Genomic DNA, 17186 nt, shown 5'->3' on the forward strand with positions numbered 1-17186 from the left:
CCGATTCCGCGAAAGATCGGCCCGATCGCGCCGGCGTCTCCCGCGCGGAAGGCGCCTGATGCGGGACGTTACCCGCATCCGGTACATACCGGCATGGCGTGTCAGGAGTGTTCTGCTGGGCAGGCGCCGACCGTGATCGTTATGTGACCGGCTACCCTGCCACGAGAGGGTGCACCTGGCCGACAGTGGCATCCGGCCGAGAAGACGTGAAGAACACCGCACACCAGGAAAACCGCAGCACCGGGAGCGCCGGGCGGGTGCAGCCACCTGCCGGAGGCGGCGCCGACCGGTGCCGCACCATCCGGACCCGTTCGTTCCACGTACGCAGACAGGAGTACCCCTCGTGACCGTCGTCGGGCCCTTCGGGCTGAGCGTGCGGGACCAGGCTGTCGAAGCAGACGTCCTGGCCGGGTTGGCGGCCGTCGATGAGGGTCTCATGGAGGCCACCAAGAGCGACGTCGCCTTCATAACGGAAGCGGCGCAGCACCTGGTGCGGGCCGGTGGCAAGCGCTTCCGGCCACTGCTGGTCATGCTGGGGGCCCAGTTCGGCGATCCGCACGCGCCCGGGGTGGTGCCCTCCGCAGTCGTCGTCGAACTGACCCACCTCGCCACGCTCTACCACGACGACGTGATGGACGAGGCCGACGTACGGCGCGGGGTGCCCAGCGCCAACGCCAACTGGGACAATTCCGTCGCCGTCCTGACCGGTGACTTCCTCTTCTCCCGCGCCTCGCACATACTGGCCGACCTCGGCCCCGAGGCCGTCCGGGTCCAGGCCCAGGCGTTCGAACGGCTCGTGACCGGTCAGATCATGGAGACCGCGGGGCCCGCCGACGGCCACGACGCCATCGACCACTACCTCGAGGTGATCGCGGGCAAGACCGGTTCGCTGATCGCCGTCGCCGGGCGCTTCGGCGCCATGATGTCCGGTGCCGACGAGCGGACCGTCTCGGTGCTCACCCAGTACGGGGAGCGGGTCGGCGTCGCCTTCCAGCTCGCCGACGACGTCCTCGACATCGCCAGCGACGAGCACGAGTCCGGCAAGACGCCCGGCACCGATCTGCGCGAGGGCATCCCCACGTTGCCGGTGCTGTACCTGCGCGCGCGTGCGGCGAGCCCGGAGGGGACCCGCGAGGACCGCGAACTGTGCGCGCTGCTCGACGGGGACCTCGGGGACGACGGACGGCTCGCCGAGGCGCTGGCCGCGCTGCGCGTCCACCCCGCACTGGAGCAGGCCCGCCGGGCGACCGTCCGGTACGCCGACGAGGCCCGCGAGATGCTCGCCCCGCTGCCCGACAACGCCGCCAAGGCCGCCCTGGCCGGGCTGTGCACGGCCGTGGTGGACCGGGCGGGCTGACCTCCCGCTCCGGGCTGACCTCCCGCTCCGGGCTGACGGCCCGGCTCCCGGGCTGCTGGTCCATGCGCGCATGGTGACCGCCTGTGCCCGGCTCCGGTTCCGCGTGCCGGTGACCGCGGGATTCCGGGCATCGGCCCGTACCCGACCCTGAGTCGGTCGCGCCCGGCACCAACCCGCAGGCGGAGCACCGTCATCCCGGGGGAGTAGCGGAATGTGCCTCCGACGGCTGACGCGGTGGAGCGCAGGATTTGGTGCCATGGAAGCACCACCCCGCACCGATTCGGGTGAGAATGGCGGCAAGGGGTGGACGAGTGCGACCTATGGAGCCGCCGCCGACACGGAGGTAGGACAGACAGATGGCACAGATCCAACCGAGGAAGCCCCGGCGCAGGGCGGTGCGGTACGGCGTACCGGTAGCCGTCGCCGGGGTCGCCGCCGCGACCGTCGGCCTGGTACCCGCGCTCGCCAGCACGGGCGATCCCGATCTGCCGCAGATCACGGCGGAGGAACTGGTCGCCAAGGTGGCCGCGTCCGACGTCGAGCAGCTGTCCGGCACCGTCCGGGTGAAGACCGATCTCGGCCTGCCCTCGCTGCCCGGTGGTGGCGGCGGGAGTGGCGGCTTCGGCGGCGGAGGGCCCGGCTCCGGTTCCGCCGACGGCGCGGAGGGCAAGGCCGGGCAGCCGGACGCCGCTCCCGGGAAGAAGCTGGCCGAGCTGGCCTCGGGGGAGCATCTCCTGCGCTTCGCCGCCGACGGCCCCGACCGGCAGCGCGTCTCGATCATGGAGGACGCCGCCGAGTACAGCCTGGTGCACAGCGGACGGGACCTGTGGGCCTACGACAGCGGCAGCAACGCGGCCTGGCACGCCGAGGCGCCCGCGGGCGCCGGGCGTGCGGGGAAGCACGACGGGCCGGCCGGCCCGGACGCGGTCACCCCGCAGAAGGCCGCGAAGCAGCTGCTGAAGAACCTCGACTCGTCCTCTTCCGTGGCCGTCGACGGGACGGCGAAGGTCGCCGGGCGGGACGCCTACCAACTGGTCGTCAAACCCAAGGGGGCGAACGACTCCACCATCGAGTCGGTCCGTATAGCGGTGGACGCGGACAAGGGGCTGCCGCTCAGGTTCACCGTCGACCCGAAGAGGGGCGGCGATCCGGCGATCGACGTGGCCTACACCAAGGTGGACTTCGGGAAGCCGGACGGGAGCAGCTTCACCTTCCGGCCGCCCAAGGACGCCAAGGTCACCGAGGCGAAGCCGCACGGCGACCGGTCGGCCCCGAAGGGTCCCGGCGGACTGTCCGGTCTGGAGCTCCTGGGCGGGTCGGCGGGCGACTGGGGCAAGGTCGCCACGTTCGACAGCGGGATGCCCGGTGGGCCGGGCGGCGGGAAGTCCGGCGGCGACGAGCGCGCCGACGAGCTGCTGGACAACTTCACCGACAAGGTGAAGGGCGACTTCGGTACCGGACGGGTCTTCAGCACCCGCCTGGTGAACGCCCTGATGACCGAGGACGGCCAGGTCTACGTCGGTGCCGTCACCAAGGAGGGCCTGGTCAAGGCCGCCGACGAGCACGTGGGCGCCGAGTAGCGGCTCTCCGCGGCGCTCGGTGCGTGCCGTGTCGGCTGTGCCGGCCGCTCCGGTGAACCACCGGAGCGGCCGGCACCCGGTGGAACGCCGGCGGGCGTCGGCAGCGGCCGACGGGGCACGAGGACGAGGGATCGGGTGGCCGATCGGGCACCACGAGGAAGGGCAGGGAACGGGGCCTATGGCCGAGCAGACCGTGCAGAACGCCGTGGCGCGGGACACCGGCGCGGTGATCGCTACCCAGGGACTCACCAAGCGCTACCGGGGTGGTCAGCTCGCCGTCGACGCGCTCGACCTGTCCGTCCCGCGCGGCAGTGTCTTCGGCTTCCTCGGGCCCAACGGCTCGGGCAAGACCACCACCATCCGGATGCTGCTCGGCCTCATCGAACCCACCGGCGGTGCCGCACATCTGCTCGGTGAACCGATGCCCGGCTCCGGACGCCGGGTGCTGCCCCGGGTGGGTGCCCTCATCGAGGGGCCCGCGCTCTACGGCTTCCTCTCGGGGCGGGCCAATCTGCTGCGGTACGACGCCGCCGACCCCACCGCCGACCCGCGCACTCGTGCGTCCCGGGTGGACCGGGCCCTGGAACGGGTGGGCCTCTCGGGGGTCGCCGCGAAGAAGGCACGGGCCTACTCGCTGGGGATGAAGCAGCGCCTGGGCCTGGCAGCCGCGCTGTTGCAGCCGCGCGAACTGCTCGTCCTGGACGAGCCGACCAACGGGCTCGACCCGCAGGGCATGCGGGAGATCCGCTCACTGGTCCGGCAGTTGGCGGAGGACGGCAGCACGGTCTTCCTCTCCTCCCACCTGCTGGACGAGATCGAACAGGTGTGCACCCACACGGCCGTCATGCACCACGGCCGGCTGGTCACCCAGGGGACCGTCGCGGAGATGTCGGCAGGCGCCCGCGGCCGGCTGACCGTCACCACCCCGGACCCGGGCGAGGCCGCCCGGGTCCTGAAGGAGCACGGGGTGTCCGACCTGAGCACCGCGGGGGAGGAGCTGAGCGGCGATCCGCCGCCGGGCGACCCCGCGGAGCTGAACACCGCCCTCGTCCGGGCCGGAGTACGGGTCCGGGCCTTCGGGGTGCGGCAGGCCTCGCTGGAGGACGTGTTCGTCTCACTCACCGGGGAGGGCTTCGATGTCGCGGACTGAACCGGTGTACGACCCGCCGGAGGCCGTACGCTCTGCTCCGCGGGTGTCGCCGCTGTGGCTGCTGGGGCTGTTCCGCAGCGAACTGCTGGTCACCTTCCGGCGCTGGCGCACCCTGGCACTGCTGGGCGTGCTGGCGGCCGTCCCGGTGCTGGTCGGGGTGGCGGTGAAGGTCGAGACCAGCGACGGCGGGTCGGTCGGGTCCGGCGGCGGAGAGGGCCCGGCCTTCATCTCCCAGGTGACCAACAACGGGCTGTTCCTGGTCTTCACCTCGCTCGCCGCCACACTGCCGTTCTTCCTGCCGATGGCGGTCGGTGTGGTCGCCGGGGACGCGGTGGCCGGAGAGGCGGGTGCGGGCACCCTGCGCTACCTGCTGGTCGCCCCGGCGGGCCGCACCCGGTTGCTGCTGGCGAAGCTGGCCACCGTGATGGCCTTCTGCCTGGCGGCGACGCTGACGGTGGCGGTCGCCGCGCTGCTGACCGGAGCGCTGCTCTTCCCCACCGGAGAGGTCACCCTGCTGTCCGGCACCGCGGTCTCCTTCGGGGAGGGGCTGCTGCGCGCTGGGGCCATCGCCGCGCTGGTCGCCGCCAGCCTGCTCGGCCTGGCGGCACTCGGGCTGTTCGTGTCGTCCCTCACCAACAGCGGCATCGCCGCCATGGCCGCCACGGTCGGGCTGCTGATCACGGTGCAGATCCTCAACGCCATCCCGCAGCTGGACGCGTTCCACCCGTATCTGTTCCCGCACTACTGGCTCAGCTTCGCCGACCTGCTGCGGGACCCCGTCTACTGGGACGACATCCTGAAAAACCTCGGAGTGCAGGCCCTCTACACGGCACTCTTCGGCTCGGCGGCGTGGGCCGCCTTCACCAGCCGCGACGTAACGGCCTGACGGCCTGGCCGCACGGTCGTTCCCGCTTCGCGGAGTCCGTCGTCGCGGGCGGCCGTGCGTTGTGGCGGCACGCCCCCCGTTGTCCTTCGGCTGCCGCCGAGCGGTGGTGTCGGGGGGCGCTGTTGGGCTGTGACGGACGGCATCAGGACTCCTCCCGCACCCGAGGGGCCGAAGAAGAGACCCGGAGCAGGGTCCGCAAGGGCTCACACCACTGCGGCTGGGGGTCCTAGGGGGCGAAGCCCCCTAGCGGGGGGGGGCCGTCGGGTGGGGGCCCCGGACGAAGTCTGGGGGAGGAGCCGCCCCGACGCCCGTCCGGCGAGGACAAGGGGGGCTCGGGGCGAAGCCCCCGACAACGGCGCCGCACCGAGGCGAACAACAGACGGGGGACCGCACCCCGCGAAGGGGGACCGCACCCGGGGTCAGCGTTCGGCAGCCCCCGCGACGGCCGTACCGGCGCCGGCCGCGCCGGCCGCACCAGCGGCCTCCGCGGCAGCGGCCTCCGCGGTCTCCTCGCGCGCCCGTCGCGCCGCGGCCCGCAGCTCGGCGCGCCCCCGCCGGGCGTTGCGCAGCGCGTCCCAGGTGAGGATGGTCAGCGCCACCCACACCAGGCCGAATCCGGCCCACCGCTCGGGGGGCATCTCCTCGCCGAAGACGGTGAGGCCCAGCAGGAACATGAAGGCGGGGGCCAGATACTGCAGCAGCCCGATGGTGGAGAGCGGCAGCCGCACCGCCGCGCTGCCGAAGAAGATCAGCGGCAGCGCGGTCGCGACACCGGCGAAGGCCAGCAGCACCGTGGTGCCGAGTCCGCCGGTGGCGAAGGAGGAGTCGCCGCGCGAGCCGAGGTAGAGCAGGAAGCCGAGAGCCGGCAGGAACTGCACGGCGGTCTCCGCGCTGAAGCCGGCCACTCCGTCGAGCTTGACGTGCTTCTTGATCAGCCCGTAGGTGGCGAAGCTGAACGCCAGGCAGAGGGAGAGCCAGGGCAGTTTGCCGTAGGCGACGGTCATCACGACGACGGCCGCGGCGCCGACCGCGACGGCGGCCCATTGAGCGGGACGCAGCCGTTCCCGCAGCAGCAGGACGCCGAAGGCTATGGAGACCAGCGGGTTGATGAAGTAGCCGAGGGAGGATTCGAGTACTTTGTCGGTGCTGACCGCCCAGATGAACAGTCCCCAGTTGAGCGAGATCACGGCGGAGGCCAGCACCACCAGTCCCAGTTTCCTGGGCTGGCGCACCAGCTCGGTCACCCAGGACCAGCGGCGCAGCAGGGCCAGGATCAGCAGTGCTGTCGGCAGCGACCAGACCATGCGGTGGGCGAGGACCTCGCCCGCGCCGATGTCGGAGAGCGCGTGCCAGTAGAGGGGCAGCAGGCCCCACATCCCGTACGCCGCGAAGCCGAACAGCAGCCCCGTGCGCTGTGTACTACTCGGTGTCTGCATGACCCTCCCTGCCTTCTGCCCGGATGTGTTGTGCAAGCTCTCCGCAAGGTAACGGGAGCCGACCGTCTTGTCATTCCCGTTCCGAGCTTTGGTCCTGTCGCCGGACTCCGCGGAGCCGACCGCCGGGATACGGGCCCGGCGGTCGGCGGGGCGGCCGTCGTCCGGCCGTCGTCCTGCGCCGGCACGACGCGCAGCGGCCCGGCACCCAGGGAGGGTGCCGGGCCGCCGGGGCGGGGTGCGGGTCAGCCCACGACCGTCCAGGTGTCGTTGCCGTGCAGCAGCGCGGACAGGTCGCCCTTGCCGTTCTGTTCGACGGCACGTTCGAGCTGGTCGGCCATCTCCGTGTCGTACACCGGGCGCCGCACGTCGCGCAGCACTCCGATGGGAGTGTGGTGCAGCGTGTCCGGGTCGGCGAGCCGGGAGAGCGCGAACGCCGTGGTCGGCGAGGCGGCGTGGGCGTCGTGCACCAGCACCTCGGCGGTGCCCTCGTCGCGGACGTCCACGATCCGCAGGTCGCCGGTCGCCCGGTCGCGGACCACGCCCTGGGAGCCGAGGCCGTCCTCTGCGGGGGTGCCGAAGCGGATCGGCTCCCCGTGCTCCAGCCGGATCACGGCCTCCTGCGCCTGTGACCCATCCTGGGAAGACGCAGCCTTGAGGACTTCGAAGGCGCCGTCGTTGAAGATGTTGCAGTTCTGGTAGATCTCCACCAGTGCCGAGCCCGGGTGGTCGGCTGCCGCCCGCAGTACACCGGTGAGGTGCTTGCGGTCCGAGTCGACCGTGCGGGCCACGAAGGACGCCTCGGCGCCCAGCGCCAGCGAGACCGGGTTGAACGGCGCGTCCAGCGACCCCATGGGCGTGGACTTGGTGATCTTCCCGGCTTCCGAGGTGGGGCTGTACTGCCCCTTCGTCAGCCCGTAGATCCGGTTGTTGAAGAGCAGGATCTTCAGGTTGACGTTGCGCCGCAGCGCGTGGATCAGGTGGTTGCCGCCGATGGAGAGCGCGTCCCCGTCACCGGTCACCACCCAGACGCTCAGGTCGCGCCGCGAGGCCGCCAGGCCGGTGGCGATGGCCGGGGCGCGGCCGTGGATGGAGTGCATCCCGTAGGTGTTCATGTAGTACGGGAAGCGGGAGGAGCAGCCGATGCCCGAGACGAAGACGATGTTCTCCTTCGCCACACCCAGCTCCGGCATGAACCCCTGGACGGCGGCGAGCACCGCGTAGTCGCCGCAGCCGGGGCACCAGCGGACTTCCTGGTCGGACTTGAAGTCCTTCATCGACTGCTTGCCGACCGCCCGCGGTACCAGCGACAGTGCCTCGGACACGGGTGCGGGGGCGCCGTTCTGCTGGGGCCGGGCGGTCTCCGCAGCGGGACCGGGGGACGTCTCAGCCATGTGCGATGGCCTCCTTGAGTGCGGTCGCGAGCTGCTCGGCCTTGAACGGCAGGCCGCGGACCTGTGTGTACGACTGCGCGTCGACCAGGTAGCGGGCGCGGAGCAGGGTGGCGAGCTGGCCGAGGTTCATCTCCGGTACGACGACCTTCTCGTAGCGCCGCAGCACCTCGCCGAGGTTCTCCGGGAACGGGTTGAGGTGGCGCAGATGGGCCTGCGCGATCTCGCCCCCGGCGTTGCGGACGCGGCGTACGGCGGCCGTGATCGGGCCGTAGGTCGAGCCCCAGCCGAGCACCAGCAGCGAGGCGTTCCCGCCCGGGTCGCTGACCTCCAGGTCCGGCACTTCGACGCCGTCCACCTTGGCCTGCCGGGTGCGGACCATGAAGTCGTGGTTGGCCGGGTCGTAGGAGATGTTCCCGGTGCCGTCCTGCTTCTCGATGCCGCCGATGCGGTGCTCCAGCCCCGGTGTGCCGGGCACCGCCCAGGGGCGCGCGAGGGTGTGCGGGTCGCGCTTGTAGGGCCAGAAGACCTCGGTGCCGTCGTCCAGCTCGTGGTTGGGCCCCGAAGCGAACTGCGTCCGCAGGTCGGGCAGCTCGTCCACCTCGGGGACCCGCCACGGCTCGGAGCCGTTGGCCAGATAGCCGTCCGAGAGGAGGAACACCGGGGTCCGGTAGGTGAGTGCGATCCGTGCCGCCTCCAGGGCCGCGGTGAAGCAGTCGGCCGGGGTGGCCGGGGCCACGATCGGCACCGGTGCCTCACCGTTGCGCCCGTACATGGCCTGTAGCAGGTCGGCCTGTTCGGTCTTGGTCGGCAGGCCGGTGGAGGGGCCGCCGCGCTGGATGTCGATGACCAGCAGCGGCAGCTCCAGCGAGACGGCCAGGCCGATGGTCTCCGACTTCAGCGCCACACCGGGCCCCGAGGTGGTGGTGACCGCCAGCGAACCGCCGAAGGCCGCGCCGAGCGCGGCGCCGATTCCCGCGATCTCGTCCTCGGCCTGGAAGGAGCGCACGCCGAAGTTCTTGTGCTTGCTCAGCTCGTGCAGCACGTCGGAGGCCGGGGTGATCGGGTAGGAGCCGAGGAAGAGCGGCAGGTCCGCCTGCTGGGACGCGGCGATCAGCCCGTAGGACAGCGCCAGATTCCCGGAGATGTTCCGGTACGTCCCGGCGGGGAAGGCGCCGGAGGCGGGAGCGACCTCGTAGGAGACGGCGAAGTCCTCCGTCGTCTCGCCGAAGTTCCACCCGGAGCGGAAGGCCGCGATGTTCGCCTCGGCGACCGTCTGCTTCTTGGCGAACTTCGTCCGCAGGAACGCCTCGGTCTGCTCGGTCGGCCGGTTGTACATCCACGACAGCAGGCCCAGCGCGAACATGTTCTTGGACCGCCCGGCCTCCTTGCGGCCCAGCTCGTAGTCCTTGAGTGCCTCGACCGTCAGCGTCGTCAGCGGTACGGGGTGGACGCTGTAGCCGTCCAGCGAGCCGTCCTCCAGTGGGCTGGCGGCGTAGCCGACCTTCGCCATGGCGCGCTTGGTGAACTCGTCCGTGTTCACGATGATCTCGGCGCCGCGCGGCACATCGGCGATGTTCGCCTTGAGCGCGGCGGGGTTCATCGCCACCAGCACGTCCGGGGCGTCGCCCGGCGTCAGGATGTCGTGGTCGGCGAAGTGCAGCTGGAAGCTGGAGACGCCCGGCAGGGTGCCCGCGGGGGCGCGGATCTCGGCCGGGAAGTTCGGCAGCGTCGACAGGTCGTTGCCGAACGAGGCCGTCTCGGATGTGAAGCGGTCTCCGGTGAGCTGCATACCGTCGCCGGAGTCTCCCGCAAACCGGATGATCACCCGGTCCAGGCGCCGGACCTCTTTGTCGCGTCCGCTGTCCCGGCCCCCCTCGGGGCCGGACTGTGGCCCGGCTGGGCTGCTGACCTGACTGGTCACGGTGGATCGGACCTCCCTCAAGGCGGCGGCTCGCCTGCCATCGTACGTTGCTAAGGGTTGCCTTCCCGTGGCTGTTCCCATCGTGGACAGATTTTTGAGACATCTGGCGTGCGCTGCTGCCGCCACGGAGTACGCCGTGCCGCCAGACTCCGCCTCCTTGCTGGAGGGCTCCTCGAACGGGCGGCGGGCCGGACCCCGCCCCGGGGTGACGCGGATCACCATCGGAAAGGCCGAACGCCTGCGGCGCGGCGCCGGGGGCCGGGCCGGGGACGCCGCCGGACGCGGTTGCCGGACGCGGCGCCGGAGCAACACCGGAGGCGACAGTTCCGGATCTGCGCCGGCGGGGTCGGGCGGCGTCGGCCGCGGCCTCGCGGGAGAGGCCCGCGAGTGTGACGCGGCCGTCCTCGGCGACTCCCGTAGGGCCTACACTCCGTGCGTACAGATCCTCGAACGTACACACCGACACTCAGGACGGGGCAGGCGTGCCGGACTACTTCCACGGCTACACGGTCGTCGGGCTGGTAGCCGTCGTCGGTGTGCTCTTCGTCGGCGCGGCCTTCGCCGCCGGCCGACTGCTGCGGCCGGTGGTCCCCACCCCCGAGAAGATGCTGACCTACGAGTGCGGCGTCGACCCCGTCGGCGAGGGCTGGGCGCACACCCAGGTCCGCTACTACGTCTACGCCTTCCTCTACGTCGTCTTCGCCGTCGACTCCGTCTTCCTGTTCCCCTGGTCGACGGTGTTCGCAGCGCCCGGCTACGGCGCCACCACGCTCGCGGAGATGTTCGTCTTCCTCGGCTTCCTGGCCGTCGGCCTGCTCTACGCATACAAGAAGGGCGTCCTGGAATGGACGTAACGAACACCCCGACCTCCGCCGCGGCACCTGCTCCCGCCGCGGTGCCGCGCGCCGAGGGGCGATCCCAGCTCGGGCTGCTCTCCCGGCTGGCGCCCGAACCGATGAAGGTGGTCCTCAACTGGGGCCGCCGCTACAGCCTCTGGGTCTTCAACTTCGGGCTGGCCTGCTGCGCCATCGAGTTCATTGCCGCCTCCATGGCACGGCACGACTTCATCCGGCTCGGTGTCATCCCCTTCGCCCCCGGCCCCCGGCAGGCCGACCTGATGGTCGTCTCCGGCACGGTCACCGACAAGATGGCACCCGCGGTCAAGCGCCTCTACGAGCAGATGCCCGAGCCCAAGTACGTCATCTCCTTCGGCGCCTGCTCCAACTGCGGCGGCCCCTACTGGGACTCCTACGCGGTCACCAAGGGCGTCGACCAGATCATCCCCGTCGACGTCTACGTGCCCGGCTGCCCGCCCCGGCCCGAGGCGCTGCTCCAGGGCGTGCTCAAGCTCCAGGAGAAGATCGCCGCCGAGTCCACCGCCGACCGCTACGCGGGGCGCGACGCGGCCGCGCCCTCCGCCCGCGCGCTCACCAGCGGCCTGGTCGCCCCGCCCGCGGCGTCCGCCGGGCCGCAGAGCGACCCGGGCGGCGAACCGGAGGAGGACGGACGGTGACCGAGCCGCCCCAGCACCCCGGCTGGCTGCCGCGGTCGGCCGAGGAGCTCTTCGGTGCGGGCGCGACGGCCGAGGACGCCTACGGGCTGCTCACCGCCGACGTACCGGCCGACGCCTGGATCCCCGCGCTGACCGCGGCCCGCGACGAACTCGGCTGCACCTACTTCGACTGGCTCAGCGCCGTCGACGAGCCCGGCACCGGCATCCGGGTGTGCGCGCACCTGGTGGCGCTGCCCGTGGCGGGCCGCGGCGTCCGCCGGCTGGTCCTGCGTACGACGCTGCCCCACCAGGCGCCGGCGCTGCCCACCGCCACCGGGGTCTATGCCGGTGCGGCCTGGCACGAGCGGGAGACCCGCGAGATGTTCGGCATCGACTTCCCCGGCCATCCGCACCTCGTGCCGCTGCTGCTGCCCGACTCCTTCGAGGGACATCCGCTGCGCAAGGACTTCGTCCTCGCGGCCCGGGTCGCCAAGGCCTGGCCCGGCGCGAAGGAGCCCGGCGAGTCCGGGCACGGCGGGCCCAAGCGCCGCCAGATGCTCCCCCCGGGCGTCCCCGACCCCAACGAGTGGGGACCCCTCAAGGGCCAGCTCCCCCCGGCCCCCACCCGTGAACGCACCCGCCGGGCCGCGGGCGACACCCCGCGCCGCACCCGCAGCACACGCGCCGGTTCGGTCTCCCAGCAGGACGGGGAGGCGGCGGCCCCGGCTCCCTCGCGCGGTCCGCGGCGCACCCGCAGTGCGAGTGCCGGTTCGGCGTCGCAGCGCGCGGCGGAGCCGGGAACGCCCGCGGCGACGGAATCGGGGAAGCCCGGGGCGGAGCAGCCGGAGCAGTCTGCGGCGGAGCGGGACCGCCCGGCGAAGCGTCCCGGAGCCGCGGACCGGGCCGAGAGCACTGCTCCCGCCCCACCGCGTTCCGCCGACGCCCCCTGGCATCAGCCCGCCCCGTCCGGCGGCGACGAGACGGCGCCCTCCGGTACCCAGGACACCGCCCAGGACCCGCCGTCGGACTCCGGCCGGGATCCGGCACCTGGCTCCGACGGTGACCCGGCAGCGGACTCCGAAGGTGACCAGGATTCCCGCACCGGCGGGGACCCGGGGCCGGACACCGACCGGGACCGTCGGGAGCGGGGTCCCGCTCGGGATCACGAGCGGGACCGTCAAGAGGGGGACGGAGCCTGATGGACGCCGTCGACGTCGCGGTGCGGCTGCTGGCCGTGCTGCTCTCCTTCCTCGTGCTGCCGCTGCTGGTCGGGCAGACCGAGCACAAGGTCATGGCCCATATGCAGGGGCGGGTCGGCCCGATGCACGCGGGCGGCTTCCACGGCTGGGCCCAGTTGGTCGCCGACGGGGTGAAGTTCGCGCAGAAGGAGGACATCGTCCCCGAGGGCGCCGACCGGCGGGTCTTCCAGCTCGCTCCGGCCCTCGCCCTGATCCCGTATCTGCTCGTCCTCGTCGCGATTCCGGTGGCACCCGACGGCGGTGTCGTACAGGTTCTGGACGCCGGGATCTTCTTCGTGCTGGCCGTGATGGGTGTCGGCATCCTCGGCTCGCTGATGGGCGGCTGGGCGTCGGCCAACAAGTTCTCGCTGCTGGGCGGGTTGCGGACCGCGGCCCAGCTGCTGGCCTACGAGCTGCCGATGCTGCTGGCCGCCGCGTCCGTCACCATGGCGGCCGGCACTCTCTCGCTGCCCGGGATCCTCGGGGTGTGGGAGTGGTGGTGGCTGCCGTGGCAGGCGGTGGGGGCGGTGGTCTTCTTCACCGCGGGCCTCGCCGAGCTCCAGCGCCCGCCGTTCGACGCGCCGGTCGCCGACTCGGAGATCATCTTCGGTGCGTACACCGAGTACACCGGGCTGCGGTTCGCGCTCTTCCTGCTCGCCGAGTACGCGGGCATCGTCGTCCTCTCCGCGCTGACCGCCGTGCTCTTCCTCGGAGGCTGGCACGGTCCCTTCGCGGACGGCCTGGGCTGGCTGTGGATGCTGCTCAAGACCGGTGTCCTCGCCTTCGGGGTGATCTGGCTGCGGGTCAGCTACCCCCGGCTGCGCGAGGACCAGATCCAGCGGCTGGCCTGGACGGCCCTCGTCCCGCTCGCCCTCTTCCAGATCGCCCTCACGGGTGTCGTCAAGGTGGTGATGTAGCCGTGTCCCACGCCTCTTCCGCGGGCACGCCCGCCGAGCGGCCCGGCGCGCGGCGCGGAGTGTTCGGCTCCGGACTGGCCAAGGGCCTCGCCGTCACGCTCCGGACCATGACCCGGCGCTCGGTCACCGAGCACTACCCGGACACCCAGCCCGAACTGCCGCCCCGCAGCCGCGGGGTCATCGGCCTGTTCGAGGAGAACTGCACCGTCTGCATGCTCTGCGCCCGCGAGTGCCCGGACTGGTGCATCTACATCGACTCGCACAAGGAGACGGTGCCCCCCGCCGCGCCGGGCGGCCGCGAGCGCAGCCGCAACGTCCTCGACCGGTTCGCCATCGACTTCGCCCTGTGCATGTACTGCGGTATCTGCATCGAGGTGTGCCCCTTCGACGCGCTGTTCTGGTCGCCGGAGTTCGAGTACGCGGAGACCGACATCCGTGAGCTGACCCACGAACGGGACACCCTCCGCGAGTGGATGTGGACCGTGCCCGAGCCGCCGCCGCTGGACGAGAGCGCGGAGGAGGCCAAAGAGGTGGCCGCCGCTCGCAAGGCCGCCGACAAGGCCGCCCAGGTGGCGGAGGCCGACATGCTCGCCGCACACCGCGAGCACCCCGCCGAGGAGACCGCCGCGACGACCGGACAGCCGCCGCGGGCCCCGGACCCGGAGGCGACGGACCGAGCCGCGAAGGACCAGGACACGCGGGGCGGTGCCGAGTGAACGCTCTCGCGCGAAGCGCCGCCACCCACGTGGCCGCCGACCACCACGGCTTTCTCTCCCCCTCCGGGGTGGAGATCGTCTTCGTGCTCGTCGGACTCGTCACCCTCGGCGCAGCCCTCGCCACCGTGACCACCGGGCAGCTCGTGCACGCCGCGCTGTGGCTGGTCGTCGCGCTCGGCGGGGTCGCCGTCGAATACCTCCTGCTGACCGCCGAGTTCATCGCCTGGGTGCAGGTGCTGATCTACGTCGGCTCCGTCGTCGTCCTCATCCTCTTCGGACTCATGCTGACCAGGGCTCCCATCGGGCGCTCACCCGACGCGGACTCCGGCAACCGGTGGGCGGCGCTCGCCGTCTCCCTCGCCGCGGCGGCCACCCTGGTGACCGTCGTCGTCGATGCCTTCCGCGCCACCTGGATCGACCTGGCGGACCCCGCGGGACCCGGCAGCGGCTCCTCCGAGGTCACCGGCACGGCCCTCTTCCGGCACTGGGTGCTGCCCTTCGAGGCGCTCTCGGTGCTGCTGCTCGCCGCGCTCGTCGGCGCCATCGTCCTCTCCCGCCGCGACGGGGACCGCGACCTCCGCACCGGGCGCATCGGGGCCGGTGAGCGCTGATGCACCTCGCCTATCCCGCCGTACTCGCCGTCCTCCTCTTCTGCGTCGGCCTCTACGGCGTCCTCGCACGCCGGAACGCGATCCTCGTCCTGATGGCCGTCGAGCTGATGCTCAACGCCGTCAACATCAACCTCGTCGCCTTCGACGTCTGGCTCCGCGACACCCTGCACGCGGGCCAGGCGCTCACCCTCTTCACCATCGCGATCGCCGCGGCCGAGATCGGCATCGGGCTGGCGATCGTCCTGCTCGTCCACCGCAACCGCGGCAGCTCCGACATCGACGGACTCCGGGACCTCCGCGAGAGCGACGGCCCGTCAGGGGTCGGCTCCGGCGGCGGTGCACGCGAGGAGAAGAGTCCGGCGCCCGCCACCGACAACGACGCCGAGAGCGGCTCCGACCGGCAGGTCCAGAGCCCCGCCGCAGGGAGGCGGCACGCGTGAGCACCACGACACTCGCAGCGCTGGTCCCCGTCCTGCCGGCGCTCGGTGCGCTCGCCGGGCTGCTCCTCGGCCGCCGCGCCCCCGGCTTCGTCCGCCCGCTCGCGGTGCTGCCCACCCTCGCGGCCGCGGTCCTCGCCGTCGTCGTCGCGGCCCGCCAGGGAGGCGGCCCGGCGCTGCGTGCGGCCACCGAACTCGCACCCACCGGCAACGACGCGCTCCCCCTCCAGCTCGCGCTCAACCTCGACGGCTTCGCGGTCCTGGTCGCCGTCCTCGTCGGAGCCGTCGCCACCTGCGTGCAGCTCTACTCCACCGGCTACCTGCGCGACGACCCGCGCTACGCCTCGTACGCCGCGCTGGTCTCGCTCTTCACGGCCGCGATGTTCCTCGTGGTCTACAGCGACGACCTGATCGTGCTGCTCGTCGGCTGGGAGGTCATGGGCATCTGCTCCTACTTCCTGGTCGGGCACTACTGGGAGACCCCGGCGGCGCGTGCCGCCTCCCTCAAGGCGTTCCTGGTCACCAAGCTGGGCGATGTGCCGTTCCTGATCGGCATCCTGGCGCTGGCCTCGGAGGCCGGCAGCTTCCGCATCAGCACCGTCGTCACCCGCCTCACCTCCAGCCTCTCCGGTTACGAGCTGACCCACCCCACGGTGATCGCCCTGCTGCTGCTCGCCGGGGTCGCGGGGAAGTCGGCGCTGCTGCCGCTGCACTCCTGGCTGCCGGACGCGATGGCGGGCCCCACCCCCGTCTCCGCGCTGATCCACGCCGCCACCATGGTCGCGGCGGGCGTCTACTTCGTGGCCCGGCTGCTGCCCGTCTTCACCGCCTCCGCCGCCGCACTCCTCGTCCTCGCGGTGCTGGCGGCGCTCACCATGACCGGCTCGGCGCTCGCCGCGCTCGCGCAGGACGACATCAAGCGCGTCCTCGCCTACTCGACCATCAGCCAGCTCGCCTACATGGCCGGCGCGCTGGCCGTCGCCGACCGCGGCGCGGCCGTCTTCCACCTGCTGGTGCACGGCGCGTTCAAGGCGCTGCTGTTCCTGGCGGCCGGGGTCGTCATCCACGCGGCCGGCACCAACTCGCTGACGGTGATGGCCCGCACGGGCGGGATCGCCCGGCGCGTCCCCGACGCCTACTGGACGATGACCATCGCCCTGCTGGCCCTCGCCGCGATCCCGCCGTTCTCCGGCTTCTTCTCCAAGGAAGCCGTGCTGGCCGCGGCCGAGCACGCCGCCTTCGGCGACGCGCATCCCCCCTTCGCCGGAGCGCACGCGGTGCCCGCGGGCGCCGGCTGGATCGTCCTGGCCGCCGGCCTGGTCACCGCGCTGCTGACCGCCGCCTACGCGGCCCGCCTGTGGCTGCTCGCCTTCCGGGGCGGCCCCGCCGTCGCACCGCTCGCCGTCACCGGTGAGAAAGCCGCCGAACACGTCCCCGAAGCGGTGCCGCAGCAGGCGCCCGAGACGGAACTCGCCACCCCGGGCCCCGTGCACCGGCACGCCGGCCACGACGAGCAGCGCCCCGCCCCGGCCGTCATGAACCTCGTCCTGTGGACGCTCGCGCTGCCCTCCCTCGCCCTGGGCATCGCCTTCCCCGTACTGCCCCACTGGTTCGACGGCGCGTCCCTCACCCCCACGCCGACCACCTCCGTGCTCGCCACCGGCGTCGCCCTGGTCGGCGGCCTGCTCACCTACGCCACTTGGCGGCACAGCAGCGCGCTCGCCGCCCTCCACCCCGAACACGACGCCGACCCGGGCGTGCTGCTGCTCGGACCGCTGCACCGGCACGCGGCGGCCGGATTCCATCTGGACGCGCTCTACCGCACCGTGGTCGTCCGCCCCGTCCAGGGCGCGGCCGGGCTGGTGCGCTTCCTGGACAGCGCGGTCGTCGACACCTACGTGGCAGCCGCCGGACGCGCCCCGCGCCTGCTGGGCGCCGCCGTCCGGCGTGCCCAGACGGGCAACGTGCAGACCTACCTCGGCGCGCTGCTGACGGGCTCCCTGGCGCTCGCCGTCATCGCCGTGGTGGCCATGACCGGAAACGGAGGGGCGTGA

The 17186-nt window shown here is 72.4% G+C and carries 15 protein-coding genes; 12 read left to right on the top strand and 3 right to left on the bottom strand.

Annotated elements, in window-relative coordinates:
- Positions 1 to 343 precede the first annotated feature (343 nt).
- The 4 genes from ACFYMO_RS23065 to ACFYMO_RS23080 all read left to right on the top strand — a co-directional run bounded on the left by ACFYMO_RS23065 (position 344) and on the right by ACFYMO_RS23080 (position 4973).
- Positions 344 to 1357, top strand: coding sequence for a polyprenyl synthetase family protein (locus tag ACFYMO_RS23065; RefSeq protein ID WP_366771743.1), 1014 nt, complete (start codon positions 344 to 346; stop codon positions 1355 to 1357).
- 356 nt (positions 1358 to 1713) lie between these two features.
- Entirely contained in the window at positions 1714 to 2937 is a 1224-nt protein-coding gene (locus ACFYMO_RS23070; protein WP_366771744.1) for a DUF2092 domain-containing protein, read from the top strand.
- Between the two features lie 178 nt (positions 2938 to 3115).
- Entirely contained in the window at positions 3116 to 4087 is a 972-nt protein-coding gene (locus ACFYMO_RS23075) for an ABC transporter ATP-binding protein (RefSeq protein WP_366771745.1), read from the top strand.
- On the top strand, positions 4074 to 4973 hold the full coding sequence (locus ACFYMO_RS23080) for an ABC transporter permease (RefSeq protein ID WP_366771746.1): 900 nt from the start codon (positions 4074 to 4076) through the stop codon (positions 4971 to 4973). The genes ACFYMO_RS23075 and ACFYMO_RS23080 overlap by 14 nt, the downstream gene beginning before the upstream one ends.
- 419 nt (positions 4974 to 5392) lie before the next feature.
- Here ACFYMO_RS23080 and rarD read toward each other — a convergent pair whose 3' ends face one another.
- The 3 genes from rarD to ACFYMO_RS23095 form a co-directional block, all read right to left on the bottom strand.
- Positions 5393 to 6409 carry an EamA family transporter RarD gene (rarD, locus tag ACFYMO_RS23085; RefSeq protein WP_366771747.1) on the bottom strand — a complete coding sequence of 339 codons (1017 nt, stop codon included), beginning with the start codon at positions 6407 to 6409 and terminating at the stop codon, positions 5393 to 5395.
- A 242-nt stretch (positions 6410 to 6651) separates the two neighbouring features.
- Entirely contained in the window at positions 6652 to 7800 is a 1149-nt protein-coding gene (locus ACFYMO_RS23090; RefSeq protein ID WP_388548563.1) for a 2-oxoacid:ferredoxin oxidoreductase subunit beta, read from the bottom strand.
- Entirely contained in the window at positions 7793 to 9721 is a 1929-nt protein-coding gene (locus ACFYMO_RS23095; protein ID WP_388548565.1) for a 2-oxoacid:acceptor oxidoreductase subunit alpha, read from the bottom strand. The genes ACFYMO_RS23090 and ACFYMO_RS23095 overlap by 8 nt, the downstream gene beginning before the upstream one ends.
- 482 nt (positions 9722 to 10203) lie before the next feature.
- Between ACFYMO_RS23095 and ACFYMO_RS23100 the strand changes: the two genes are divergently transcribed.
- The 8 genes from ACFYMO_RS23100 (at position 10204) to ACFYMO_RS23135 (ending at position 17186) form a co-directional block, all read left to right on the top strand.
- The gene (locus ACFYMO_RS23100) at positions 10204 to 10575 is read left to right on the top strand and encodes an NADH-quinone oxidoreductase subunit A (protein ID WP_019354189.1); all 372 of its coding nucleotides are present in this window, start codon (positions 10204 to 10206) and stop codon (positions 10573 to 10575) included.
- Positions 10566 to 11234: an NADH-quinone oxidoreductase subunit B gene (locus tag ACFYMO_RS23105; RefSeq protein WP_388548568.1), complete on the top strand. Its 669-nt coding sequence runs from the start codon at positions 10566 to 10568 to the stop codon at positions 11232 to 11234. The genes ACFYMO_RS23100 and ACFYMO_RS23105 overlap by 10 nt, the downstream gene beginning before the upstream one ends.
- Positions 11231 to 12412 (top strand): NADH-quinone oxidoreductase subunit C, encoded by a 1182-nt coding sequence (locus ACFYMO_RS23110; protein ID WP_388548571.1) that lies wholly within the window; start codon positions 11231 to 11233, stop codon positions 12410 to 12412. The genes ACFYMO_RS23105 and ACFYMO_RS23110 overlap by 4 nt, the downstream gene beginning before the upstream one ends.
- Positions 12412 to 13368 carry an NADH-quinone oxidoreductase subunit H gene (locus tag ACFYMO_RS23115; protein ID WP_388548574.1) on the top strand — a complete coding sequence of 319 codons (957 nt, stop codon included), beginning with the start codon at positions 12412 to 12414 and terminating at the stop codon, positions 13366 to 13368. The genes ACFYMO_RS23110 and ACFYMO_RS23115 overlap by 1 nt, the downstream gene beginning before the upstream one ends.
- 107 nt (positions 13369 to 13475) lie before the next feature.
- On the top strand, positions 13476 to 14084 hold the full coding sequence (locus tag ACFYMO_RS23120; protein WP_366771785.1) for a 4Fe-4S binding protein: 609 nt from the start codon (positions 13476 to 13478) through the stop codon (positions 14082 to 14084).
- Positions 14081 to 14695 carry an NADH-quinone oxidoreductase subunit J gene (locus tag ACFYMO_RS23125; RefSeq protein ID WP_366771751.1) on the top strand — a complete coding sequence of 205 codons (615 nt, stop codon included), beginning with the start codon at positions 14081 to 14083 and terminating at the stop codon, positions 14693 to 14695. Before ACFYMO_RS23120 ends, ACFYMO_RS23125 begins: the two co-directional genes overlap by 4 nt.
- Positions 14695 to 15135, top strand: coding sequence for an NADH-quinone oxidoreductase subunit NuoK (nuoK, locus tag ACFYMO_RS23130; RefSeq protein ID WP_366771752.1), 441 nt, complete (start codon positions 14695 to 14697; stop codon positions 15133 to 15135). Before ACFYMO_RS23125 ends, nuoK begins: the two co-directional genes overlap by 1 nt.
- A complete protein-coding gene (locus ACFYMO_RS23135; protein ID WP_388548577.1) occupies positions 15132 to 17186 on the top strand; it encodes an NADH-quinone oxidoreductase subunit L in 2055 nt (684 codons plus the stop codon). Before nuoK ends, ACFYMO_RS23135 begins: the two co-directional genes overlap by 4 nt.

It is taken from the genome of Streptomyces sp. NPDC007025 (genome assembly GCF_042869455.1).
GTDB lineage: Bacteria > Actinomycetota > Actinomycetes > Streptomycetales > Streptomycetaceae > Streptomyces.